The sequence below is a fragment of the Methylobacterium haplocladii genome (assembly GCF_007992175.1).
Taxonomy (GTDB): Bacteria; Pseudomonadota; Alphaproteobacteria; order Rhizobiales; family Beijerinckiaceae; genus Methylobacterium; species Methylobacterium haplocladii.
This window is the reverse complement of the sequence record NZ_BJZT01000038.1, coordinates 15,415-39,019: the sequence shown is the minus strand read 5'-3', so window position 1 is coordinate 39,019 and position 23,605 is coordinate 15,415. Positions and strand designations below refer to the sequence as shown.

Below are 23,605 nucleotides of genomic sequence, written 5' to 3'. Positions count from 1 at the left end.
GCCTTCACACAAGAATCAATTCGTGGAGGCGGTGGTGTCCGGGTCCTGCTGCATGGCTTGGCAAGCCTCGCGCTCGTGCGAACGCAGCACCCGGCGCAGGCGCAGGGGGCGGTCGCCGGAGCCGTCGCTGAGCGTACCGGCCAGGACATCGGCCCCTGCGACGCCCTGGAAATGCATCGGTCCGGCCTCGCTCTCGACGGTGAAGGCGATCTGCCGGGTGCCGTCGTCGATCGACAGGACCTCGGCCGGAACCGGCGTGACGGCCGCGCCCGCCGCCGCCTCGTAGAGCACGCCATCGCCATTGGGCGAGCGCCGCACCGTGACGCGGCGGCCTTCGAGCCGGCCGGCGTTCTGGTCCGTGCAGAGATCGGCATAGACGAAGGTGCCGCTGGTCCAGACCGGCCGCGCCATGGCGGGGAGAGCCGCGGAGATCGCCAGCAGTCCGGCCAATGTCAGAGTCGCAGCGCGCATATGGGGGCCTTTCCGGTCGGCAGACGGCGTTGCGGCGCGCCATGCAGGATTCGGGCAACTTTGTGGCGGGCGGCAGCCGAACGTCGCCTGAGGCCTCGCCGATGTCGCATCGATCCATTGCTGGTTGATGTCGTGGCGCCGGGTGCGCCGCATGAAAACGCTCACGAAGCCGACGTCGAGGCCGCCCGGCCCTGCGTGTCGAGCGCCCGGAATTCGTCGTCGGTGAGAGCGAGGCCGGCGCCACGCACGTTCTCGGCGAGATGCTCGGGGTCGCCGGTTCCGGGGATCGGCAGGATCACCGGCGAGCGCTTCAGCAGCCACGCCAACGCGACGGCCCCGGCATTGGTACCGCGCTTGATCGCGATCTCCGCGAGCGCCGAGCCGGGCTTCGCAAGCGTGCCCTTGTCGAGAGGCGCCCAGGGGATGAAGCCGATACCGTGCTGTTCGCAGTGGTCCAGCACCGCTTCGCTGGTCCGGTCGACGAGGTTGAAGCGGTTCTGAACGGTGGCGACCGGGAAGAACGACCGGGCCGCCTCGATCTCCTCGACCGAAACCTCGGAGAGGCCGACATGGCGGATCAGACCCTCGTCACGCATCGCCGCGATCACCTCGAACTGACGTTCGCGTGGGACGTCGGGACCGATGCGGTGGAGCTGCCAGAGGTCGATGCGGTCGACCTTCAAGCGGCGCAGGCTCATCAGCACGCATTGACGGAGATAATCGGGGTTTCCGACTGGCCGCCAGACATCCGGCCCGTGCCGGGTCAGGCCGCCCTTGGTGGCGACGACGAGGCCGTCATAGGGGTAGAGGACCTCGCGGATCAGGTCCTCGCTGACGAACGGGCCGTAGCTGTCGGCGGTGTCGATCAGGTCGATGCCGAGTTCCGGCACCCGCCTCAACGTCGCCCTGACTTTCTCGGGGTCGTCCGGCTCGCCCCAGATGCCGGGACCGGTGACGCGCATCGCGCCGAAGCCGAGGCGATGGACGCTGAGATCGCCGCCGATGGCGAAGGTCCCGGATTGTGCCGCCGAGCCCTGTGGGCTTGTCATATGTCGCTCTCCGCTACCCCGGGAGAACGCCGACGGGGCGCCGTGGTTCGCCCGCGCATCCCCGCAATGAAAAAAGCGCCGACCCGTTTCCGGGTCGGCGCAGTCGGGGAATCGAGGGAAACGGGCCCGGCGCGGGGAGAAGACCGCGCCGGGTCGAGCGGCCGGACTCAGCCGCTCTTCGACAGCGAGACCGCCACGAAGCGGGTCACGCCCTTCGAATTCTTGACGCGCATCAGGACCGCCTTGCGTCCGTTGGACTCGGCCGTGCGGATCTGCGCGGCGACGTCGGCGGGGCTCGACACGTTGGTGCCGGCGACATCCAGGATCACGTCGCCCTGCTCGATGCCCTTGGCGGCGGCCGGACCCTCGGGATCGACCCGCACCACGGCGACGCCGCTCGATCCGAGGCCGACCTCGTCCGCCGGGGCGAGGCCGAGCCCGAGGCGCGGCTGGCCGTTGTTCGCGAAGCCGCCCTCGTCGTCGCTGCGGGCCGCCTTAAGGTCCGTGGGCAAGGTCCCGAGTTCGACCGTGGCGACGTCGCTCTTGCCATTGCGCAGGTAGGCGAGCTCGACCTTCGTGCCGGGCTTCAGGCCGGCGATCTTGCGCGAGAGCTCCTTGGCGTCGTCGATCGGCTTGCCGTCGACCTTCTCGATCACGTCGCCCGTCTTCAGGCCCGCCTTGGAGGCGGGGGTGCCGCTCTCGGTGGAGTTCACCAGGGCGCCCTTGGCCTTCTGGAGACCGAGGCTGTCGGCGATGTCCTGCGTCACCGGCTGGATCTGCACGCCGAGATAGCCGCGCACAACCTTGCCGTCGTTGCGGAGCTGGTCGACCACCGCCTGCACGGTCTCGGCGGGGATGGCGAAGGCGAGACCGACGCTGCCGCCCGACGGCGAGGCGATCGCGGTGTTCACGCCCACCACTTCGCCCTGGACGTTGAAGTCCGGGCCGCCCGAATTGCCTTTGTTGATCGGCGCATCGATCTGCAGGAAGTCGTCGTAGGGACCGGCGCCGATGTCGCGGCCGCGGGCCGAGACGATGCCGGCGGTGACGGTGCCGCCGAGGCCGAACGGGTTGCCGATCGCCACCACCCAGTCGCCGACCTGCGGCGCGGACTTGCCGAAGGACACGTAGGGGTAGGAGCCGTCGTCCTTGATCTTCAGGAGGGCGATGTCGGTCTTCGGGTCGGTGCCGATCACCTTGGCGTCGAGGGTGCGGTTGTCGTCGAGGGTGACCTGAACGCTCTTGGCCTTGCTCACCACGTGGTTGTTGGTGACGACGTAGCCGTCGGCGGAGATGATGAAGCCCGAGCCGACGGCACCGCGCTGTCCCTGGCGCTGCGGGGCGCCGTTCTGACCCTGCTGCCCGCCATTGGGACCACCCTGCCCGAAGCGCTTGAAGAACTCGCGCAGCTGCGGCGGGACCTGCTGCATGTTGGGACGGCCCGGGCCGTCGTCGTCATCGTCGGTGGCGTCGTCGTTGAGCTTCACCTTCACGGCGACCACGGCGGGCTTCACCTTGTTGACGATGCCGGCGAACGAGCCCGGCGGATGCTCGGGCGCCTCGATCGGGGTCTTGGGCAGCGCCTGAGCCAGCACCTGGGTCGCGGGGGCAATCGCGCCGACGCCCGCCGCGCCGCCGGCGACGATGGCCGCGGCGGCGACGGAAGCGAGGGCGCGACGACGGAAGGTCGTTGTCATGGAGATCTCCGGAAAGCGGTCGTGCTGTCGCCGTGCAGGGCGGAGCGTATCGCCAGAAATACGGGCCGCCGCCTGACCTGGGCGTGGCGCCGGCATTACGGTTTCGTCATGCGGCACGAATGGCGCCTTGGGCTGGCGGGCTCAATTTGGTCGCGTTCGCTGGCGATAGCGAAGGCCTGAACGGAGCGTTCGACGGCCTGCCATGCAACTCGAAATCCCTTCGCTCGGGCCGCGGTCCATCTTCTCGAAGGCCGAGCGGATCGACTCGTATCTGCGCGTGCTCAACGCGCTGATGCTGCGCGACATGCGCACCCGCTTCGCCGGCTCCTACTGGGGCTATCTGGTCCAGGTGCTCTGGCCGGTGGCGCACATGTTCATCATCGCCACCGCCATGGCCTTCCGGCATGTGCCGCCGCCGTTCGGCGACAGCACGATGGTCTTCGCGGCAACCGGTGCCATTCCCGCCCTCGCCTTTCAGTACATCTCCCGCGAGATCATGAAGGGCATCATGCAGAACAAGCCGCTGACCTATTATCCTCAGGTCAGAACGCTCGATGTCATGTTCTCGCGCGTTCTCGTCGAGATCGTCAGCAGCTTCCTGGGTGTGATGTTGATTCTGACGATCCTGTTTGCGCTCGGCCTCAATCCGATACCGAAGGATATAACGACGGCGATTTGTGGATATCTGAGCGCGATCGCCCTAGGAATTGGAGTCGGAACCGTAAACGTCGCGATCATCCAGGTCTTCCCGGGATGGCTACTCGGATATATCGGGATCGGTATCCTGCTCTATATCGCCAGCGGCGTCATGTTCCTGGCCAGCGACTTTCCGGAGCAGATTTATTACTACCTGAAGTGGAATCCGATTCTACAGCTCGTCGAATGGGTTCGGCTCGGCTACGATCCGACCCTTCCGATCACCATCGATTACATCTACCTGTTCCTGTGGATCTTCGGCTCGCTCTCGCTCGGGCTCGCCCTCGAGCGCACGATCGGCCGCCGGGGCAGTGCCTGAAAAGGACACCTCTCCCCCGATCTGCGGTGGCCTAGCCCGCGGGGCTCGATCGCCCTGCAAGGAACCGGTCCGCCTTGCGGGTACGCGGCCTGTGTGCGGCAGCCGTCGAGCAACTGCCTCGACGTACCCCGACGGCTGACCGCCTTCGGTCAGGCGGCGGGTCGGACGACCTGCCACGAGCCGCCGCTACGTTCGATCCGGCCTTACGGATCATTCCTTCGGTTTCCTCCGCTCCGACGCCCGCCTCCGGCGACGACCGCAGATCCGGCCACCCGCTGCCGCCGGCACGAACGAAAGCACCCTCGGACCGGGGTTCCGGTCCGAGGGTGTGTTGATGTCGTCCGAGAGGCCCCGTCCGGGAACCGCCGGAATTCGGTACCGTCCGGTTCTAGTACGAGCCGAACTTGTAGTTGATGCCGGCGCGCACGACGGCGAACTCGGTATCCTGGCGGCGGACTGCGCCGGAGAGCAGGACGCCGTTGCCGCCGGCGAGGCTGGCGACGGCGCCGTTCGCACCGACGGCGAAGGCGCCGGTGTTGCGGTTGCCGCCGCGATCGAGGTTCACGTAGAGGCCTTCGAGCTTCAGCGTCACGGCGGACGACTTGAAGACGTTCAGGAACGACTCGGTGGGAAGCGCGTACTCGATGCCGCCGCCGACGGCGTAGCCGGTCTGGAAATCGCTGGTGGAGGAATCCGGCAGACCGAACTCACGACCGCCGCCGGCGCCGTAGGCGAAGCCGCCGGTGCCGTACACGAGGGTGCGGTCGAAGGCGTAGCCGAGGCGGCCGCGGACCGTGCCGAAATAGTCGAGGCCCGACAAGCCGTTCGGGTTGAAGAAGGTCACGCCGGCGCCGGGGGCGGTGCCGGTGCTGAAGGCGGCGCGGTTCCGGTCACGGCCGAAATCGGCGTACTGGGCGTCGGCCTCGACGCCGATCACGAAGCCCGATCCCGGGGTGAACTGATAATTGTAGCCGATCTGGCCACCGCCGACGAAGCCGTCGGTGCGGTTGCTGTTGCCGAAGGCGACGGCGCCCGTGGCGGGGGCGCCGGCCGCGTTCACGAGCAGGCCGTTGGCGGGGATGCCGATCACGGTCGCCTGCTGGGTGTCCTGCGTGCCGAAGCCGTAGCCCGCGTTGAAGCCGGCATAGAAGCCCGTCCAGGTGAAGACCGGAACCGGCGTGAAGATCGGCGGAGCGGCGACGCGGCGCGGCAGATCCGCGGCCGAAGCGACGACGGTCATGCCGGCGAGGACGGACGAGGCGAGAAGCAGTTTTTTCATGCGGTGCAAGGTCCTGATTGGCGAAAGCCGGCGCGCTTCTAGCTCCGGTCCCGTCGGAAGGTCTGTCGCTTTCCTGCAACAAGCCGCTCAGATGCACCCGACCTCGTCAAGGAAAGGTAAAGGTTAGCCGCGGCCGATCGAGGGGATAAGCCGGAGGTGATTTTTCGCACACGTCACTAGCGAAGATGACATCTCCGGCCGCATCGGCCCAATAGCGCCGATGGGCGTCGGATCCGGCCGGGCGAGTGTGGATCGATCCTTCCGGTTGGCTCGAAGAGTGGATTTATACTGCGCATTGCCGAGGGAAAATTGCCGGAGGCTCATGATCGCCTGTCCCGAAAGGGGCAGACTTCGTCGCTCTCGCGTCAGGCCGCATTAACCGTGTTCGCCGATGATCCGGGCGTGCCGCCGCTGCCCGGCGCTCGCGGACGGTGCCTGCCCGATGTCCTTCGATCCCTTCGGTCCCCGCGGCCTCCTCGCCTCGACGGCATTGATCGCGCTCGTCGCGAGCGTCGGCGCGCTCGGGCTGGTCCATCACCTCGCCCGCACCGTCGACAGGGCCGGAAGCCGCGTCGCGTCGCTCCCGTCGGGCATCGCCGACCCGGAGGTGACCGGCTCGATCGGCACGTCCGCCCGCAGCGTCGTCCTCGATCCCTGCAACGGCAAGGAACGGCTGCTCGTCCGCGGACCCTGATCCCGAGCCTGCCGGGGACGGATATCCTCCGAAGATTGACAAGCCCCGGCAAGCCTCTAAACGTCGCGCACGCTCGCACCCTCGGCGGGGCGAGGATGGTGCGTGGCTTAAACGACGGCCACGGGACACGACCGGACGCTTCCGCCGCGACGCGAGCCCGACCGGCCCGAGCAAGGGATCCGCGGGACCCTTCCCCGCGGATCCCTTGCTCGGGTCTCTTGATTTCGCATCATTCGCCTTGGCGCGGTTCGTACGGTGAGCCGACGCCGTGTCGCGCCGATGATGCCGAAGACCTCGCGCGGACGGTCTCCAAACGATCATGTCATTTGCCGATCTCGGACTGAGCGACAAGGTCCTCGCGGCCGTCGCCGCCGCCGGATACACCGAGCCGACGCCGATCCAGGCGAACGCGATCCCCCACGTGCTCGCGCGGCGCGACGTGCTCGGCATCGCCCAGACCGGCACCGGCAAGACGGCGGCGTTCACGCTGCCGATGCTGACGATGCTGGAGAACGGTCGCGCCCGCGCCCGGATGCCGCGCACGCTGATCCTCGAGCCGACCCGCGAACTCGCGGCGCAGGTCGTCGAGAACTTCGAGCGCTACGGCACCAACCACAAGCTCAACGTTGCGCTCATCATCGGCGGCGTCTCCTTCGGGGACCAGGATGCCAAGCTGATGCGCGGCACCGACGTTCTGATCGCAACGCCCGGCCGCCTGCTCGACCATTTCGAGCGCGGCAAGCTCCTGCTCACCGGCGTCGAGCTCCTCGTCATCGACGAGGCCGACCGCATGCTCGACATGGGCTTCATCCCCGACATCGAGCGCATCGTGAAGATGGTGCCGTTCACGCGCCAGACGCTGTTCTTCTCGGCGACCATGCCGCCGGAGATCGAGCGTCTCGCCGACATGTTCCTGTCGAACCCGCAGCGGGTCGAGGTCAGCCGGCCGGCCTCCGCCGCGACGACGATCGAGCAGCGGCTCGTGGCGACGGGATCGGAGGCGGCTGCCAAGCGCGAGACCCTGCGCCGCCTGATGCGCGACGCCAAGGAACTCCAGAACGGCCTCGTCTTCTGCAACCGCAAGCGCGACGTGGCACTGCTGCAGAAATCGCTGGCCAGCCACGGCTTCAATGTCGCGGCGCTCCACGGCGACATGGACCAGCGCGCGCGGACCCTCGCCCTCGAAGGCTTCCGCTCCGGCGAGGTGCCGCTGCTCGTCGCCTCCGACGTCGCCGCGCGCGGTCTCGACATTCCGGCCGTGAGCCACGTCTTCAATTTCGACGTGCCGCATCACGCCGAGGACTACGTTCACCGCATCGGCCGCACTGGCCGCGCCGGCCGTTCGGGCCACGCCTTCACCCTGATCGGACGTGGCGACGAGCGCTCGCTCGCGGCGATCGAGAGTCTGATCGGCCAGCCGATCCCCTGGCTCGACGGCGATCTCGCCGCGTTGTCCGGGGATCTGGGAGAATCCGAGGAGAGCCGCCCGCGCCGCCGCGGAAGCCGCAGCGGTAGCGCTGCGCACAGCGAGCCGCGCGCTGAAGCCGGCCGCGAGCCCCGTGCCGAGGGGAGCCGCCGCGCCAAGACCGACGAGACCCGTTCGGCGACCCGCGTCCGCGGCCGGCGTCCGCGTTCCGAAGAGGCTCCCGCACCGTTGCCTGTGGAGCAGCCTCCGGCCGAGCGCGCCGCGCTGCCTCCGCGCCGCGTGGCCGAGCGGCCGGCTGACGATCGCCCCCGCGAGCGCGAGCGCGAGCGCGAGAGCCGACGTCCCGCGCCGCGCCGCGACGACGACGGCGATACGCCGGTGGGCCTCGGCGCGCACGTGCCGGCCTTCCTGATGCGTCCCGTGCCGCCCAGGAAGGATTGAGCCCCGGCCCGCGACGTCGCTCCGAAGCGAAGGTTCTGACCGGGTTCACTGATTTCCGAGGATCGAGGGCGACGTTTCCGTCCGAACTTTAACCTGCCAGCTACCACCCGTCGGTCATGATCTCCGCACGGTGGGTCGGGTTAGGTCGAATGAGCGGCGCTGGGCATGAGGATCGCGAACGCAGCTACGTCATCGCGCAGCGCGCGAACGAGCTGATGCGCGACTACGGCTCGTCGGCGAGCCCCCGCGCCTACGCGGTCTGGTATAATTACGTCTCGGGCCGCCAGCCCCTGATGAACACCGCGATCAAGCGTCTGACCACGCAGAGCGGCAGCCTCTCCGACGGCGACATCGACGACCTCTACGAGGCCCATATCGACGGCCGCAACGTCGAAGGCGAGCTGGATCGTCACAATGCGGGCCTGATCACCGAGGTGCAGGGCATCATGGAGATGATCGACCTGTCTCTCGGTTCGACGGCCCAGTACGGCGCGTCGCTGCAGGCCATCTCCAAGGATCTCGCCGACACCACGCCGAACCGGCTGAAAGACATCGTCGCGACGCTGATCGTCAACACCTGCGAGGTGGCGGCGAGCAACCGGACGCTGGAGGCGCATATGCGTGAAAGCCGGCGCGAGATCGAAACCTTGCGCGAGACGCTGGCCGCGGCCCGGCTCGAGAGCCTGACGGATCCGCTGACCGGCCTCTCCAACCGCAAGCATTTCGAGGAGATGCTCTGCAAGGAGATCGACGAGGGCGCCAAGTCGCACCAGCCGGCGAGCCTAATCCTGATCGACATCGATTTCTTCAAGCGCTTCAACGACCTGTTCGGCCATCTGACCGGCGACCAAGTCCTGCGGCTCGTGGCGGTCGTGATGCGCGAGACCGTCTCGGCGCGCGCGACGCTCTCGCGCTTCGGTGGCGAAGAGTTCGGCATCCTTCTGCCCGGTATCGGCCGCGATGCCGCACGCATCGTGGCCGAGGCCGTCCGCACCAGCATCATGGGCCGTGATCTCGTGAAGCGCGCCACCGGCGAATCGCTCGGGAAGGTCACGATCTCGCTCGGCGTCGCGCAGAGACGCCCCGACGACACCATGGTGTCGTTCATCGAGCGGGCCGATTCCTGCCTCTATGCCGGCAAGCGCGCGGGCCGGAACCGCACGATCGACGACGGCGAGCTCTCGGAGTTTTCCGAGGTCGCCTGAGGTCGCGTCAGGCCGGCACGCCGGCCGCCGCGAGCCTGTCCGGCGTCGCCGGGGTGATGGCGATGGACTCGCCGCAGCCGCAGGCCGAGGTCTGGTTCGGGTTGTTGAACACGAACTGCGACGACAGCTTGTCGGTCTTGAAGTCCATCTCGGTGCCGAGGAGGAACAGCACCGCCTTCGGGTCGATGAACACGGTCACGCCGTTCACCTCGACCATGTCCTCGCCGACGTTGCGGCCTTCGGCATATTCCATCGTGTAGGCCATGCCGGCGCAGCCACCGTTGCGCACGCCGACGCGCAACCCCGCGATCGGCTTGTCCGCATCGGCTATGATCGCCTTGAGCCGATCCGCGGCGCGGTCGGTCAGCGAGATCACCTGGAAACCTGACATCGTTCTCTCCTGCGGCCGGGTTCAAGGCCCGGGCGGGTGAGGGGGTTATGCTCTAGCCCAAGATAAGCATTCGCCGATTGCTGGTCCAGCGCAGCGCTGCCACGCGCGGAGCCGGCAGCTACCACATGTCCAGCGCCACGCGCGCCTCGTCCGACATGCGGCTCTGGTCCCAGGGCGGGTCGAACACCATCGTCACGTCGCAGGACTGGACGCCCGGCACCTTCGAGACCGCGTCCTCGACCCAGCCCGGCATTTCGCCGGCCACGGGACAGCCCGGGGCGGTAAGGGTCATGTCGATCGCGACCTTGCGGTCGTCGGCGATGTCGACCTTGTAGATCAGGCCGAGCTCGTAGATGTCGGCCGGGATCTCGGGATCGTAGACGGACTTGAGCGCGGCGACGATGTCGTCGGTCAGCCGGTCGAGCTCTTCCGGCGGGATCGCGGAGGCCGCCGCGACGGCCGGCGTGTTGGTGCCGCCGGTGATGGTGGCGTCGGTGCTCATGATGATCCTCCTCCGGTGCGGCCCGGGCCGCGACGGACAATCAAAAAACTCAGGCGAACAGCATCTCGGCTTTGGCGAGCGCCTCCGCAAGCGCGTCGATCTCGGCCTTCGTATTATACAGGCCGAACGAGGCGCGGCAGGTCGAGGTCGCGCCGAAGCGGTTGAGCAGCGGCATGGCGCAATGCGTGCCGGCGCGGATGGCGATGCCCTGGCGGTCGATCACCGTGGCGATGTCGTGGGCATGCGTGCCCTTCATCTCGAAGGCGACGACGCCGCCCTTGTCCCGTGCCGTTCCGATCAGGCGGATCGCGTTCATCGCCCCGAGCCGCTCCTGTGCGTAGGCCGTCAGCGCGTCCTCGTGCGCACTGATCGCCTCGCGGCCGACACCCATCATGAATTCCAGCGCCGCACCGAGGCCCACCGCTTCGATGATCGCCGGCGTGCCGGCCTCGAAGCGGTGCGGCGGGTCGTTGTAGGTGATGGTGTCCTCGGAGACGGTCCGGATCATCTCGCCGCCGCCCTGGTAGGGCGGGAGACGGTCGAGCCATTCCTTCTTGCCGTAGAGCACGCCGATGCCGGTCGGGCCGTAGACCTTGTGGCCGGTGAAGACGAAGAAGTCGCAATCGAGCGCCTGCACGTCGATCGTGCGGTGGACCGCGCTCTGCGCCCCGTCGAGCAGCACCGGCACGCCGTGCCCATGGGCGATGCGGATGATCGCCTCGGCCGGCGTCACCGTGCCGAGCACGTTCGACATGTGCGTGATCGCGACCATCTTCGTACGCGGCGAGAACAGCTTCTCGTACGCGTCCAGCAGGAAGTTGCCCTCGTCGTCGACGGGCGCCCACTTGATGACGGCCCCGTAGCGCTCTCGCAGAAAATGCCAGGGAACGATGTTGGAGTGGTGCTCCATGATCGAGAGGATGATCTCGTCCCCCTCCCCGATCAGCCCGCCGCGATGCATCGAGGAGGCGACGAGGTTGTAGGCCTCCGTCGCGTTGCGGGTGAAGACGATCTCGTCGGTGGAGGTGGCGTTCAGGAACTGCCGCGTGGTCTCGCGCGCACCCTCGAAACCTTCGGTCGCGGCGTTCGCCATGTAGTGCAGCCCGCGATGCACATTGGCATAGGCGCCCTCCATGCAGCCGACCATGGCGTCGATCACGGCGCGCGGTTTCTGCGCGGAAGCGGCATTGTCGAGATAGACCAGGGGTTTGCCGTAGACCTGCTTCGACAGGATCGGGAATTCCTTCCGGATCGCCTCGACGTCGTAGCTCGGCTGGCGGATCGGTGCGTTCATGGTGTCGATCTCGAACCTGCGGTCAGTTGCGAGCCTCGCTCCTCCAACCCGCGCCCTCGTCCCGAGGTGCCGAAGCGAAGCGGAGGCCTCGAAGGAGGCTTCCAGCAGTCTCTGCGATCCCTGAAGCCCTCCTGCGCGGCCCGCTCTGGGGGCACGTCGGGCGAGGACGAGGATCGGTCAACGCTCCCCTCCCCCCGCGGAGGGGGGGGGAGAGTTCTTACCCCCGCGTCTTCAGCCAACCCTCGACTTCGCCGATCAGCGCGTCCCGTGCGCCTTCGTGGGTGACCGACTCGATCGCCTCGCCGACGAAGGCCTGGACGAGCAGGCTTTCGGCGATCGGCTTCGGCAAGCCGCGGGCCATGAGGTAGAACAGCAGGTCTTCGTCCGGTGCGCCGCAGGTCGCGCCGTGGCCGCAGGCGACGTCGTCGGCGAAGATTTCGAGCTCGGGTTTGTTCATCATCTGGCCGTCGTCGGTCAGGAGCAGGCAGTCCGACTTCATCTTACCGTCGGTCTTCTGCGCCGCTTGGCGGACGATGATCTTGCCCTGGAACACGCCGGTTGAATCGCCGTCGATCACCGTCTTGAACATCTCGCGGCTGACCCCGCCGACCGCTGCGTGGTCGGCGAGCAGCGTCGAGTCGGCGAGCCGACCGTGGCCGAGCATCGCCGCGCCGTTGACGGTCGCCGTGGCGTTCTCGCCGGCGAAGTGCAGGTAGATCTGGTGGCGCGAGAGCACGCCGCCGAAGACGAGATTGACGGATTCGATGTTGGATCCGGCCCCGAGCCGCGCCGTGATCGTCGAGAGCGCGACGGCCTTGTCGCCCTCGCGGTTGAGGCGGGTGTGATGCAGGTTGGCCCGGTCGGCGATCACCGTGTCGACCACGTCGTTCGGCTGGTAGGCGACACCGTCCTGCCCCTCGTGGCTCTCGAGGAAGGAGAACTCGGCGCCCTCCCCCAAGGTGACCAGCACGCGGGTCGCCGTCGAGAAGGCGGTCTCGCCGGTGCCGACGAAGCGCAGGTGGATCGGCGTCTCGACCGTGGCGCCAGCGTCGACCGAGATCAGCGCGCCGTCCGCCAGGAAGGCGGTGTTCAGCTGGTAGATCGGGTTTTCGCGGGTCTGCGCGACCGGCGCGAGCTGCTTCAACAGCGGATCGCCCTGGCTCATCGCCTCGTTGAGCGGCGTGACCGTGACGCCTGCCGGCACGCGGTCGAGGTCGGACAACTCGCCGATCAGGTGGCCGTTGACGAAGGTCAGGCGCACGGCCTCGATGCCGGCGAAGGCCGTCGCGGCACTCACCGCCGCCTTCGCCACGTCGAGAGAGGGCTTCTTGGCCGGATGCGCCGCATCCTCGATGGCGGCGCGCAGGTCAGTGTACTTGAAGGCCTCGACGCGGCGGCTCGGCAGGCCCGTCGCCTCGAAGAATTTGAAGGCTTCCTCCCGCGAGATCTTCTCTTCGCTGGCGAAGCTCTGACGCGCCGACTCGAACAGGCTCGACAGGCGGGTTTCGGCGGCGCTGCGCAGGTTCTGGATGTCGGCCATCACGCGGCCTCGCTGCGGTAATCGGCGTAGCCGGACTTCTCGAGTTCGAGCGCCAGCTCCTTGCCGCCGGTCTTCACGATCAGGCCCTTCGACATGACGTGCACGGTGTCGGGCACGATGTGGTCGAGGAGGCGCTGGTAGTGGGTGATGACGAGGAACGAGCGGCCCTGGGCGCGCAGCGCGTTCACGCCCTCTGAGACGATACGCAGCGCGTCGATGTCGAGGCCGGAATCGGTCTCGTCGAGCACGCAGAACTTCGGCTCCAGCAGCGCCATCTGCAGGATCTCCATGCGCTTCTTCTCGCCGCCGGAGAACCCGACGTTGAGGGCGCGCTTGAGCATGTCCTTCTCGATCTCGAGCTTGTCGGCGGCGGCGTTCACCTTGCGGATGAAGTCCGGCGTCGAGATCTCGCCCTCGCCGCGGGCGCGGCGTTGCGCGTTGATGCAGGCCTTGAGGAAGGTCATCGTGCCGACGCCGGGAATTTCCAGCGGATACTGGAAGGCCAGGAACAGGCCGGCTGCGGCGCGCTCGTCCGGCGACATCTCCAGCACGTTGTTGCCGTCGAGCAGGATTTCGCCGTCGAGGACCTCGTAGTCCTCCTTGCCGGCGATGACGTAGGACAGCGTCGACTTGCCGGAGCCATTCGGTCCCATGATCGCGGCGACCTCGCCATCGTTCACGGTGAGGTTCAAGCCGTTGAGGATGCGGTTGTCCTCGATCTGTACGACGAGGTTCTTGATTTCGAGCATGCTTGGGTCGTCCTGGTTGGAAACGGCTGCCGAGCCCCGCTGCGGGGCAGTGGGGTTGGCGCCGACAGTGATCGTTCTTGTCTAGGCGGGCCTCAGCCCACCGAGCCTTCGAGACTGATCGAGATCAGCTTCTGCGCCTCCACGGCGAACTCCATCGGCAGCTGCTGCAGCACGTCGCGGACGAAGCCGTTGACGATGAGGGCGGTGGCCTCCTCGTTTGAGAGGCCGCGCTGCTGGCAGTAGAACATCTGGTCCTCGGAGATCTTCGAGGTGGTGGCCTCGTGCTCGAACACCGCGGAAGCGTTCTTCGACTCGATGTAGGGCACCGTGTGCGCGCCGCACTGATCGCCGATCAGGAGCGAGTCGCAGTTGGTGAAGTTGCGGGCGTTCTTCGCCTTCTTGTGCGCCGAGACGAGGCCGCGATAGGTGTTCTGCGAACGCCCGGCCGAGATGCCCTTCGAGATGATGCGGCTCGACGTGTTCTTGCCGAGATGGATCATCTTGGTGCCGGAATCGACCTGCTGCATGCCGTTCGACACTGCGATCGAGTAGAACTCGCCGCGGGAATCGTCGCCGCGCAGGATGCAGGACGGGTACTTCCAGGTGATCGCCGAACCGGTCTCGACCTGCGTCCACGAGATCTTCGAGCGGGCGCCGCGGCAATCGCCGCGCTTGGTCACGAAGTTGTAGATGCCGCCCTTGCCCTCGTTGTCGCCGGGGTACCAGTTCTGGACGGTGGAGTATTTGATCTCGGCGTCGTCCAGGGCGACGAGCTCGACCACCGCCGCATGGAGCTGGTTGTCGTCGCGCTTCGGGGCGGTGCAGCCCTCGAGATACGAGACGTAGCTGCCCTTGTCGGCGATGATGAGGGTCCGCTCGAACTGGCCGGTATCGCGCTCGTTGATGCGGAAGTAGGTCGACAGCTCCATCGGGCAGCGCACGCCGGGCGGGATGTAGACGAACGAGCCGTCGGAAAACACCGCCGAGTTCAGGGTCGCGAAGAAGTTGTCTGTCACCGGCACGACCGTGCCGAGGTACTTCCGGACGAGGTCCGGGTACTCGCGCAGGGCCTCGGAGATCGGCATGAAGATCACGCCGGCCTTCGAGAGTTCCTTCTTGAAGGTGGTCGCGACCGAGACGGAGTCGAACACGGCGTCCACGGCGACGCGGCGCTCGGGGGCGATGCCCTCCAGCACCTCGACTTCGCGCAGTGGGATGCCGAGCTTTTCGTAGGTCTTCAGGATTTCCGGGTCGATCTCGTCGAGGGAGAGCGCCGCCGGGCGCTTGGGCGCCGCGTAGTAATAGAGGTTGTTGTAGTCGATCTTGTCGTAGGACACGCGCGCCCAGTCGGGCTCCTGCATGGTGAGCCAGCGGCGATAGGCGTCGAGGCGCCATTCCAGCATCCACTCCGGCTCGTCCTTCTTGGCCGAGATGAAGCGCACCACGTCCTCGGACAGGCCACGGACGGATTTCTCCATCTCGATGACGGTCTCGAAGCCGTACTTGTACTGGTCGAGGTCGATCGAACGAACCCGGTCGATGGTCTCCTGCACTGCAGGCATTCAACGTCTCCTGACGGCGCCGGACCGAGGGGCCGGCGTATTTTCGAGATGACGGTGGGAGGCGCGCGTCATGCCGCCTGCCCTCGCCGCTGATATAGGGACGACACGACCCGTTCGAAGGCCGTGAGGAACCGTGCCGCATCCGCGTCCGTGGAATTCCAGCCGAAACTCACGCGTAGCGCCCCCGCGGCCACTGCAGGGCTCACGCCCATGGCCGCGAGCGTGGCCGAGCGCGCCACCTTGCCCGACGAGCAGGCCGAGCCCGACGAGACCGCGACGCCGGCGAGATCGAAGGCGATCAGCGCGGTGGCAGCCTCCAGGCCGGGGACCGCGAAGCTGAGGGTGTTCGGCAGGCGCGGCGCGCCCTTGCCGAATACGACGGCGTCCGGTGCGAGTGCCAGCACCCGTGCTTCGAGAGCATTCCGCAGGTCCGCGAGCCGTGGGCCCTCGGCATCGCGATCAGCCGTCGCGAGGCCGGCCGCCTCGCCCATGCCGGCAACGCCCGAAAGGTTCTCGGTGCCGCAGCGCAGGCGCGACTCCTGGCCGCCGCCGCGTACGAAGGCGGATTCGAGGACGACGCCGTCGGCGAGCACGAGGGCGCCGACGCCCTTCGGCGCCGCGAACTTGTGGCCCGAGAGGGTGAGCGCATCGAGGCCGATCGCCGCCATGTCGAGGGAGACTTTGCCGACGGCCTGCACGGCATCGCTGTGCACCAACGCTTGACCGTGCTCGCGCGCCAGCGCCACGATCTCGGCAAGCGGCTGGACCACCCCGGTCTCGTTGTTGGCGGCGTGGACCGAAATCAGCAGGCTCTCGCCGGCCAGATCTGCCAGACGCTCGCGCAGCACGTCGAGCCGAAGCACGCCCGCTTCATCGACCGGCAGCACCGCGACGGCGTCCGGCGAAAAGCGGTGGCCGGCGGAGACGCAGGGGTGCTCGGTCGCGGAGATCAGGAGCCGCGTCGGGGCCGGCCGGCCGGTGCGGCGCAAGGCGCCCGAGAGCACGGCGTTCGCGGCCTCTGTGCCGCCGCTGGTGAAGGTCACCTGCGCCGGCCGCGCGCCGACGAGGGCGGCCACGGAATCGCGGGCGGTGTCGAGCATGGCGCGGGCGGCACGGCCCTCGGCATGGATCGAGGAGGGATTGCCGGGCAGTGCCAGCGCACGCGCGACCGCTGCCGCCACCTCCGGACGAACCGGAGACGTGGCGTTATGGTCGAGGTAGCTGCGCGTGGCTGCGGTCATCCTGTCTGGTTCTCGATCGCCCGATTTCGCCGCGCCCACCGACCGGGTGCTCGAAATTCTTGCTTTCGCCCCCCGTCACCGTGCTAAGGCGCTGCCACGCAACACCTGCAACGACAGGGCCGCCTCAAGCGGCTTCTTGTTTAGAATGCTTCTAATCGCCTAGAATTATTCTAAGCCGCTTGTACGAAGCTGGCGGACCGAGTCAAGGCGTCGCGAGATGCGCCCGGATCATGGGTCCCGCCGGTTTCCGCCGAGCGGAGGCGATCGGATGCTCCGCCTGAGGACATCATGCCCGAAGTCATCTTCACCGGCCCGGCCGGTCGCCTCGAAGGCCGCTACCAGGCGCCCAAGAAGAAGGGCGCGCCGATCGCGATCGTGCTGCATCCGCACCCCCAGTTCGGGGGCACGATGAACAACCAGATCGTCTACAACATGTTCTACACGTTCGCGAATCGCGGATTTGCGGCCCTGCGCTTCAACTTCCGCGGCGTCGGCCGCAGCCAGGGCGCGTTCGATCACGGTTCGGGAGAGCTGTCGGACGCCGCCTCGGCCCTCGATTGGGTGCAGTCGGTCAACCCCGAGGCCAAGGCCTGCTGGATCGCTGGCGTCTCGTTCGGCTCCTGGATCGGCATGCAGCTGCTGATGCGCCGCCCCGAGATCGAGGGCTTCATCTCGATCGCGGCCATGGCCAACCGCTACGATTTCACCTTCCTCGCCCCCTGCCCCTCCTCCGGCCTGTTCGTGCACGGCTCCGAGGATCGGGTCGCGCCGGCCCGCGAGGTCATGCCGGTGATCGAGAAGGTGAAGGTCCAGAAGGGCGTCATCATCGAGCACCAGATGGTCGAGGGCGCCAACCACTTCTTCGACGGCAAGGTCGACGAACTGACCCAGACGGTGGACACGTATCTCGACAAGCGGTTGGGCCCGGCGAAGGCGGCTTGAGCCGGCGCCAAAATCCCTCTCCCCTCTGCGGGAGAGGGTGCCCTGCGGATGCAGGGCGGGAGAGGGGAACGACCTCTCCGGACGTGGCGCTCCCCTCTCCCGCAGAGGGGAGAGGGTTACGCGCTCTGCCCTACAGCCCCGCCGCCAGCGCTGCGAGCTGGTCCGCCGCCTTCCCCCAGCCCTCGTGAAAACCCATGCCTTCATGGGCCTCGCGGTCGGCGGCACTCCAGTGGCGGGCGCGAGCGGTGTAGCGGGTGCCGTCGCCCTCCGTCTCGAAGGTTAGGATCACCGTCATGAACGGCTTCTGCGATGGTTCCCAGGCGGCGACATAGGCGTCGGTGAAGACGAGGCGCTCGTTCGGCACGACTTCGAGATAGACGCCGCGGTTCGGGAACTCGGTGCCGTCCGGCCCCTTCATGACGACGAGGCTCGCGCCGCCGGGCCGCACGTCGGTCTCGGCATGGACCGTGGTCCAGGGGGCCGGCGTGAACCACTGCTTCATCAGCTCCGGCTCGGTCCAGCAGCGATAGAGCGCGGCCGGGCTCGCCGCGATCAGCCGCGTGAGCACGAGGTCGCGGTCCGCTGCGTCGGCGGTATCGGTCATGGGAACGTCTCCGTCATCCGAGGGGGAGCGACGCGCTAGCGCTTGGGCTGGTTCAGTGCCCAGGTGACGCCGAAGGGGTCACGGAGCTGGCCGTAGACGTCGCCCCAGAACATCTCGGCGTAGGGCGTGATCACGCTGCAGCCGGCCGCGACCGCGCGATCCCACCACGGCGCAATGTCGTCGACCATCAGCGTCAGGTTGAAGGCCTGCGGCGGCAGGAGCGGGTGTCCGTACTCGGGATAGGCGTCGCCGAGCATCACCGACGAACCGTTGATGTGCAGGTGGACGTGCATGGTCCGGCCCTTGTCGTCCGGCGGGATGACGTAGGCGGTCTCGGCGGCGAAGGCGCGGCCGTAGAACTCGGCCGCCTTCAGGGCGCCGTCGACCTGGAGGTAGGCGACGACGCCGCCCTTGGTGATGTCTTTCGGGGGTGTGGCTTGCGGGTGGTCGCTCATCGTCGGGCTCCTCTCGTGCTCGGCCGTCTCGCCGGTCCGATCCCAGGACGAACGAAGCATGGCCATCCCGACAGGCTTTTCACGACTTTTTTTGCGTGAAGCCTCTCAAGCCGCCTGCTTCGCCTCGGCCGGCGCGCGCGTCACCGGCACCGGCGGCGCGCCCTCCCACTCGCTATGCGCGGGAATCGTCTCGCCCTTCATGACGATGGTGAGCGGGCGCAGCCGCGCGAAGTCGCCGACCTTGGCGTCGTAGAGCACCGTGGCGAAGGAGCCGATCGAGACGCCGTTGCCGATCGAGACGCGGCCGACCTTCATGATCCGGTCCTCGTAGAGATGGGTCTGGGCCGCCGAGACGCGGTTGACGGTGACGTAGTCGCCGATCGTCACGCAGTCGAACTCTGTGACGTCGGTCGTGAACAGGCAGCAGCCCTGGCCGATCTTCACGCCGAAGAGCCGCAGCATCCAGGGCAGGAACGGCGTGCCCATCATGTGCTCGAGCAGCACCTTTCCGGCGAGCCCCCAATAGGCCACGGCGATCGCCTCGGTGCGCATGGCGAACCACGACCACATCGGCCGCATCCCGGGCTTGTAGGTGCCCATCAGCGCCCATTTCAGCCCGATCACCGCGGCCGTCTGGATGAAGGCGAAGGCGACGCTGACCACGATGAAGCTGATGGCGAGACCGCTCCAGTCACCCGCCAGGATGGCCGGATAGAAGTAGTAGTCGATGCCGCAGACCGCGAGCGTGAGGTACAGCATCGGCGAGAACGAGGTCGAGAACGCCTCGAAAAGCCCGCGCCGGATCTTCGGGCCGAAGCCGGGCTCGTAGGTCTTGCCGATCTCGCCGAGATCGACGCGCTGCCGGGTCGGCAGCTTGATCGGCGGCGAGCCGAACCAGGTGTCGCCGGGCGACATCTCGGCATTGGACGGCGCCTTCGACTTGATGCCGATCAGCACGTCGTCTGGGATGATCGCGCCGGGCTGTACCACCGCCTCGTTGCCGATGAAGACGCGGGCGCCGGTCTTGACCGGATGGGTCTCGACCCAGCCCCGGACGATCTCCTCCTCGCCGATGATCACCTCGTCGGCCAGAAAGTTGTTCGGGCCGATGTCGACGATGTCGTAGCGGCCGGAGAGGTTGGTGGAGATCTCCGAGCCCTTGCCCATCCGCGTGCCCATGATGCGGTACCAGGCCCGCATGTAGACGGTGGCGAAGAGCGAGGAGAGCATCTCCAGCGTCACCTCGACGGCAAGCGCCAGGGTCCATTTGCGCAGGTAGAACACCGAGTGGACCGAATAGGTCTCGGTGCGCAGCCGCGGCACCAGCACCCAGCGCATCAGCGCGATCAGCATCACCGAACTCGCCGTCATCAGCATGGCGGTGGGCCAGGTGAGCAGCGGCAGGTACCAGTGGTAGTCGATGTCGGTGACGTCGCCGAGGGAGTCGCTGATCTGGTCGAACACGAAGAAGGCCGGAAAGATCGGCAGCAGGCCGACCGACGGCACGATGGTGACGAGGGCGAGATAGGCGGCGCCGAGCCAGAACCGGCGGGCCGGTGAGGCGTAGGCGGGCTCCGGCAGGCTCGCGACGTCGACCATGCCGACCTTGCGGCCGGGGGAGCCGTCCCAGGCCTCGGCCTCGCCGATCTCGGTGCCTTCGGGCACGGTGGTCAGGTCGGCGAGCTGCGCGTAGTCGCCCACCACCGTATCCGGCCCGAACACGCAGGAGGCGCCGGTGACGACGTCGCGGCCGATGGTGACGGTGCCGATGACGAGCTCGTTGCCGATCACCTCGGCATTGGCGACGACGTTGTGGCCGCCCAGCGTCGCGTCCGCGCCGACGGTCAGGAGATCCGGCGCGCCGACGACGAGTTCGGAGATCAGCGCATCCTTGCCGATCTTCGCCCCCATCAGGCGGAGGTACCAGACGATCGCCGGCGAGCCCTGCAGCCACTTCACGTGGACCAGCGGCGACAGCCGCGAGACCAGCCACCAGCGGAAATAGTACTGGCCCCAGAGCGGATAGCGGCCGGGCCTGGTCCGCCCGAGCAGAATCCATTTCGCGGCGATGGCGATGGCGCCGGTGCCGAGGACAAGGCCGATATAGACCGCGAGCAGCACGCCGAGCTCTTCGAAGAACCCGAGCCCGCCGCCGGTGAGCAGCAGGTAGGTGACGAAGATGCCGAGCCATTGCGAGGTCGCGAGCGCGATCACGAAAGGCAGCGCGACCGCCTGGGCGAGACCGCAGAGCGCCCGGCGCAGCAGGGGCGGCGGCTCGAAGCTCAGATCGCGCACGGCCACGTCCGTGCCGACGCCGCCGAACCGCGCGATCAGGTCGTCCGACATCGCCCGCAGTGTGCGATGGGCGTAGACGTCGCGGATGGTCATCGCCGCCAGCACCGGCGTGTCGCGCACCGCGCCGACGAAGCGGGCAGCCAGCAGAGAGTGGCCGCCGAGATCGACGAAGAAATCCGCATCGAACCCGATCGGCTGTTCGCCGAACGCCTTCTTCGCGGCGACGAGCAGCGCGGCCTCGGTGTCGTTCCGCGGCTCTTCCTGTTCGCCCTCCACCACCGTGACGGTGAGCGGGGCGGCCTTCAGCGCCTTGCGGTCGACTTTGCCGGAGGTCAGCCGGGGCAGCGTCTCGACGGCCTCGAAATGGCCGGGCATCATGTAGGGCGGCAGCTGCGCCGCGAGCGATTTTCTCAGGGCGGCCGGATCGACGGTCGCGCCGCGGTCGGGCACGAGGAAGGCGACGAGCCGCTCGACGCCGTCGTCGTTGCGGAGCACGACGGCCGCTTGGTTGATGCCGGTCTCGGCCCGGATCCGCGTCTCGATCTCGCCGAGCTCGACCCGGAAGCCGCGCACCTTGACCTGATCGTCGATGCGGCCGTGGAAGGCGATGCGCCCCTGCGCATCCAGCGAGACGGCGTCGCCGGAGCGGTAGAGCACCGGATCGATGCCCCCCGTCGCGAACGGGTTGGCGACGAACTTTTCCGCGGTCAGCTCCGGCCGCTGCAGGTAGCCCTTGGCGACGCCGGGGCCGCCGATCAGCAACTCGCCCTGCTGTCCGGGATCGAGCAGGTTGAGGCTCTCGTCGGCGACATAGACCGAATAATTGGCGATCGGGCCGCCGATGGTGACGGGCTCGCCCGGGCGCATCTCGGCGGCGGTGGCGACGACCGTCGCTTCGGTCGGGCCGTAGGTGTTGAAGAGCTGGCGGCCGTTCACGGCCCAGCGGCCCACCAGCGGCTCCGGCAGCGCCTCGCCGCCGAGCAGCACCAGCCGGACCCCGGCCAAGTCGCCGGTGATCATGGCGAGCAGCGTCGGCACCGTGTCGAGCACCGTAACGCCTGCCCCCGCGATGATGCCCGGCAGGCTCTCGACGTCTCCCATCATCGTCGGGGTGGCCACGAACAGCGTCGCGCCGACGAGATAGGGAACCCAGATCTCCTCCATCGAGAGATCGAAGGCGACCGAGGCGCCCTGGAACACCACGTCGTCGGCCCGCATGCCGTAAAGCGCATTTCCGGACCGCAGGAAGTGGCAGATGTTGGCGTGGCTGATGACGATGCCTTTTGGCACGCCGGTCGAGCCGGAGGTGTAGATCAGGTAGGCCGGATGCTCCGGCGTCAGGCGCAGTGCCTTCAGGTCCGGCGCGGGTGCACCCTCGGGCACGTCACGTAGTAGGGCTTCGATGGTGACGACGACGGGGGCGGCGTCCGGCGCGGCGGTCTTCAGTGCCTCGGAGACGATCAGCGCCTTGGCCGCGGCGTCGGTGAGGCACACACCGACGCGGTCGGCCGGGGCCTCGGCGTCGAAGGGCAGCCAGGCGGCGCCGGACTTGGTGATGCCGATCTGCGCGATCAGCAGTTCCGGCCCGCGCGCCATCCAGAGGCCGACGACCGCCCCCGGTCCGATGCCACGGTTCGCCAGAGCGGCGGCGACCGCATCGGAGCGGGCATCGACTTCGGCGTAGGTCAGCGACGGATAGCGGCCATCGGCATCGCGGGCCGCTCCGTCGATCAGGCAAGCCTGCCCCGGCCTCGTCTCCGCGCTGGCGCGAAAGATGTCGGCGAGGACTTCGTTGCGGATCAGATCCGGACGCGACTCGCCGCGCAGGAAGGCCTTGCCCGCGAACCTATCGGACGGCGTACCGCCCTCCTGCCCCCGGCTCGTCTCGGTGAGTGTGCTCATCCGATTCTTCGCTGCCGCTCCCGCCAGGGATCGGCCCTCTCGTCTCAAGTCGGTTCGGGGAGAGCTTGTCCGGCGCGCGGGGCCATTCTGCGACCGGATCTTGCCGTCACCGGGGCGTGAGCCCCGTACCGGTCGCGTAGCACGGTTCCATGGGCCGCTTGAACCGGCGTTGAATGCCGGATTTTTTTCACGCCCAGCGCCAACCGTCCGGTTCGATCACCAGGATGCTGCCCTGGCGGATCCCGAGGCGGGGGGCGGCGTAGGTGTCGACATGGCCGAGCGCCACCAGCACCGCGCGGGCGACGCCGCCATGGGCGACCAGCACCGTCGGGCCGTCGAGTTCGCCGATGAGCGCGGCGACGCGCTCGGTCAGCATGGCGTAGCTCTCGGCGCCGTGTCCCTTCGGCTGGTAGTTCCAGCGGTCGCGGTCGCGCGCCGCCGCGCCGGAGGGGTCCCAGCGCCGGATCTCGGCCCAGGTCGAGCCCTCCCAGGCGCCGAAGCCGATCTCCTTCAGTCGTGGGTCCGTCCGGTAGCCGGCCTGCGGCAGCCCCAGCCCATCGCGAAGAATTTCCATGGTGTGCCGGGTGCGGACCAGCGGGCTCGCGACGAAGGCGGCGTCGGCCAGCCCCGCCCCCGCCACGGCGCGCAGGCGCGCGGCCGCCTCCGCCGCCTGGGCGAGGCCGGTGGCGTTGAGGTCGATGTCGCGCTGGCCCTGGAGGCGCCGCTGCGCGTTCCAGTCGGTCTGGCCGTGGCGTACGAACCAGATCGCCGATCTCGGCTTCACCGCATCTCCTCTCGACCCGGCTCGGCCTTGGACCTCGGCCGCAGCCTTCGATAGCCTGCACCGTTCC

At 68.0% G+C, this 23,605-nt stretch carries 20 protein-coding genes; 5 read left to right on the top strand and 15 right to left on the bottom strand.

All coding sequences use genetic code 11. From position 1 onward, the window contains the following. Positions 1-15: 15 nt before the first annotated feature. The 3 genes from MHA02_RS17315 to MHA02_RS17305 form a co-directional block, all read right to left on the bottom strand. On the bottom strand, positions 16-471 hold the full coding sequence (locus tag MHA02_RS17315; protein ID WP_147080951.1) for a hypothetical protein: 456 nt from the start codon (positions 469-471) through the stop codon (positions 16-18). 161 nt (positions 472-632) lie between these two features. Beyond that, on the bottom strand, positions 633-1,520 hold the full coding sequence (locus MHA02_RS17310; protein WP_147080948.1) for an aldo/keto reductase: 888 nt from the start codon (positions 1,518-1,520) through the stop codon (positions 633-635). Between the two features lie 167 nt (positions 1,521-1,687). After that, positions 1,688-3,217, bottom strand: a complete 1,530-nt coding sequence (locus MHA02_RS17305) for a Do family serine endopeptidase (protein ID WP_147080945.1) — start codon at positions 3,215-3,217, stop codon at positions 1,688-1,690. 202 nt (positions 3,218-3,419) lie between these two features. Between MHA02_RS17305 and MHA02_RS17300 the strand changes: the two genes are divergently transcribed. Continuing rightward, positions 3,420-4,232, top strand: coding sequence for an ABC transporter permease (locus MHA02_RS17300; protein ID WP_147080942.1), 813 nt, complete (start codon positions 3,420-3,422; stop codon positions 4,230-4,232). 388 nt (positions 4,233-4,620) lie between these two features. Here MHA02_RS17300 and MHA02_RS17295 read toward each other — a convergent pair whose 3' ends face one another. Further along, complete coding sequence (locus MHA02_RS17295; RefSeq protein ID WP_147080938.1) at positions 4,621-5,511, bottom strand: outer membrane protein; 891 nt, start codon at positions 5,509-5,511, stop codon at positions 4,621-4,623. Positions 5,512-5,953: 442 nt separating this feature from the next. Here MHA02_RS17295 and MHA02_RS17290 point away from each other — a divergent pair, with 442 nt between their 5' ends. The 3 genes from MHA02_RS17290 to MHA02_RS17280 all read left to right on the top strand — a co-directional run bounded on the left by MHA02_RS17290 (position 5,954) and on the right by MHA02_RS17280 (position 9,277). Continuing rightward, complete coding sequence (locus MHA02_RS17290; protein ID WP_147080934.1) at positions 5,954-6,205, top strand: hypothetical protein; 252 nt, start codon at positions 5,954-5,956, stop codon at positions 6,203-6,205. Between the two features lie 319 nt (positions 6,206-6,524). Further along, the gene (locus tag MHA02_RS17285; protein ID WP_147080931.1) at positions 6,525-8,072 is read left to right on the top strand and encodes a DEAD/DEAH box helicase; all 1,548 of its coding nucleotides are present in this window, start codon (positions 6,525-6,527) and stop codon (positions 8,070-8,072) included. Positions 8,073-8,221: 149 nt separating this feature from the next. Then, the gene (locus MHA02_RS17280; RefSeq protein ID WP_147080928.1) at positions 8,222-9,277 is read left to right on the top strand and encodes a GGDEF domain-containing protein; all 1,056 of its coding nucleotides are present in this window, start codon (positions 8,222-8,224) and stop codon (positions 9,275-9,277) included. 7 nt (positions 9,278-9,284) lie between these two features. Here the strand turns inward: MHA02_RS17280 and MHA02_RS17275 are convergent, their stop codons facing one another. The 7 genes from MHA02_RS17275 to MHA02_RS17245 form a co-directional block, all read right to left on the bottom strand. Further along, the gene (locus MHA02_RS17275; RefSeq protein ID WP_147080924.1) at positions 9,285-9,668 is read right to left on the bottom strand and encodes a HesB/IscA family protein; all 384 of its coding nucleotides are present in this window, start codon (positions 9,666-9,668) and stop codon (positions 9,285-9,287) included. A gap of 118 nt (positions 9,669-9,786) precedes the next feature. Beyond that, complete coding sequence (locus tag MHA02_RS17270) at positions 9,787-10,170, bottom strand: SUF system Fe-S cluster assembly protein (protein WP_147080921.1); 384 nt, start codon at positions 10,168-10,170, stop codon at positions 9,787-9,789. A gap of 49 nt (positions 10,171-10,219) precedes the next feature. After that, a complete protein-coding gene (locus MHA02_RS17265) occupies positions 10,220-11,464 on the bottom strand; it encodes a cysteine desulfurase (RefSeq protein ID WP_147080917.1) in 1,245 nt (414 codons plus the stop codon). A gap of 217 nt (positions 11,465-11,681) precedes the next feature. After that, positions 11,682-13,004 (bottom strand): SufB/SufD family protein, encoded by a 1,323-nt coding sequence (locus MHA02_RS17260; RefSeq protein WP_147080914.1) that lies wholly within the window; start codon positions 13,002-13,004, stop codon positions 11,682-11,684. Then, complete coding sequence (gene sufC, locus MHA02_RS17255; RefSeq protein WP_147080912.1) at positions 13,004-13,753, bottom strand: Fe-S cluster assembly ATPase SufC; 750 nt, start codon at positions 13,751-13,753, stop codon at positions 13,004-13,006. Before sufC ends, MHA02_RS17260 begins: the two co-directional genes overlap by 1 nt. A gap of 92 nt (positions 13,754-13,845) precedes the next feature. Then, positions 13,846-15,315 carry a Fe-S cluster assembly protein SufB gene (gene sufB / locus MHA02_RS17250; RefSeq protein WP_147080910.1) on the bottom strand — a complete coding sequence of 490 codons (1,470 nt, stop codon included), beginning with the start codon at positions 15,313-15,315 and terminating at the stop codon, positions 13,846-13,848. Positions 15,316-15,383: 68 nt separating this feature from the next. Continuing rightward, entirely contained in the window at positions 15,384-16,556 is a 1,173-nt protein-coding gene (locus MHA02_RS17245; protein ID WP_147080907.1) for a cysteine desulfurase family protein, read from the bottom strand. 288 nt (positions 16,557-16,844) lie between these two features. On the opposite strand from MHA02_RS17245, the gene MHA02_RS17240 reads away from it, so the two are divergent. Next, positions 16,845-17,498 carry an alpha/beta hydrolase gene (locus MHA02_RS17240; RefSeq protein WP_147080905.1) on the top strand — a complete coding sequence of 218 codons (654 nt, stop codon included), beginning with the start codon at positions 16,845-16,847 and terminating at the stop codon, positions 17,496-17,498. Positions 17,499-17,628: 130 nt separating this feature from the next. On the opposite strand, the gene MHA02_RS17235 is transcribed toward MHA02_RS17240, so the two are convergent. The 4 genes from MHA02_RS17235 to MHA02_RS17220 all read right to left on the bottom strand — a co-directional run bounded on the left by MHA02_RS17235 (position 17,629) and on the right by MHA02_RS17220 (position 23,538). Then, positions 17,629-18,102: an SRPBCC family protein gene (locus tag MHA02_RS17235; protein ID WP_147080903.1), complete on the bottom strand. Its 474-nt coding sequence runs from the start codon at positions 18,100-18,102 to the stop codon at positions 17,629-17,631. 35 nt (positions 18,103-18,137) lie between these two features. Then, positions 18,138-18,557 (bottom strand): VOC family protein, encoded by a 420-nt coding sequence (locus MHA02_RS17230; RefSeq protein WP_147080901.1) that lies wholly within the window; start codon positions 18,555-18,557, stop codon positions 18,138-18,140. A gap of 105 nt (positions 18,558-18,662) precedes the next feature. Then, a complete protein-coding gene (locus MHA02_RS17225; RefSeq protein WP_147080899.1) occupies positions 18,663-22,754 on the bottom strand; it encodes a Pls/PosA family non-ribosomal peptide synthetase in 4,092 nt (1,363 codons plus the stop codon). A gap of 187 nt (positions 22,755-22,941) precedes the next feature. After that, entirely contained in the window at positions 22,942-23,538 is a 597-nt protein-coding gene (locus tag MHA02_RS17220; RefSeq protein ID WP_238180228.1) for a histidine phosphatase family protein, read from the bottom strand. Between the last annotated feature and the right edge of the window lie 67 nt (positions 23,539-23,605).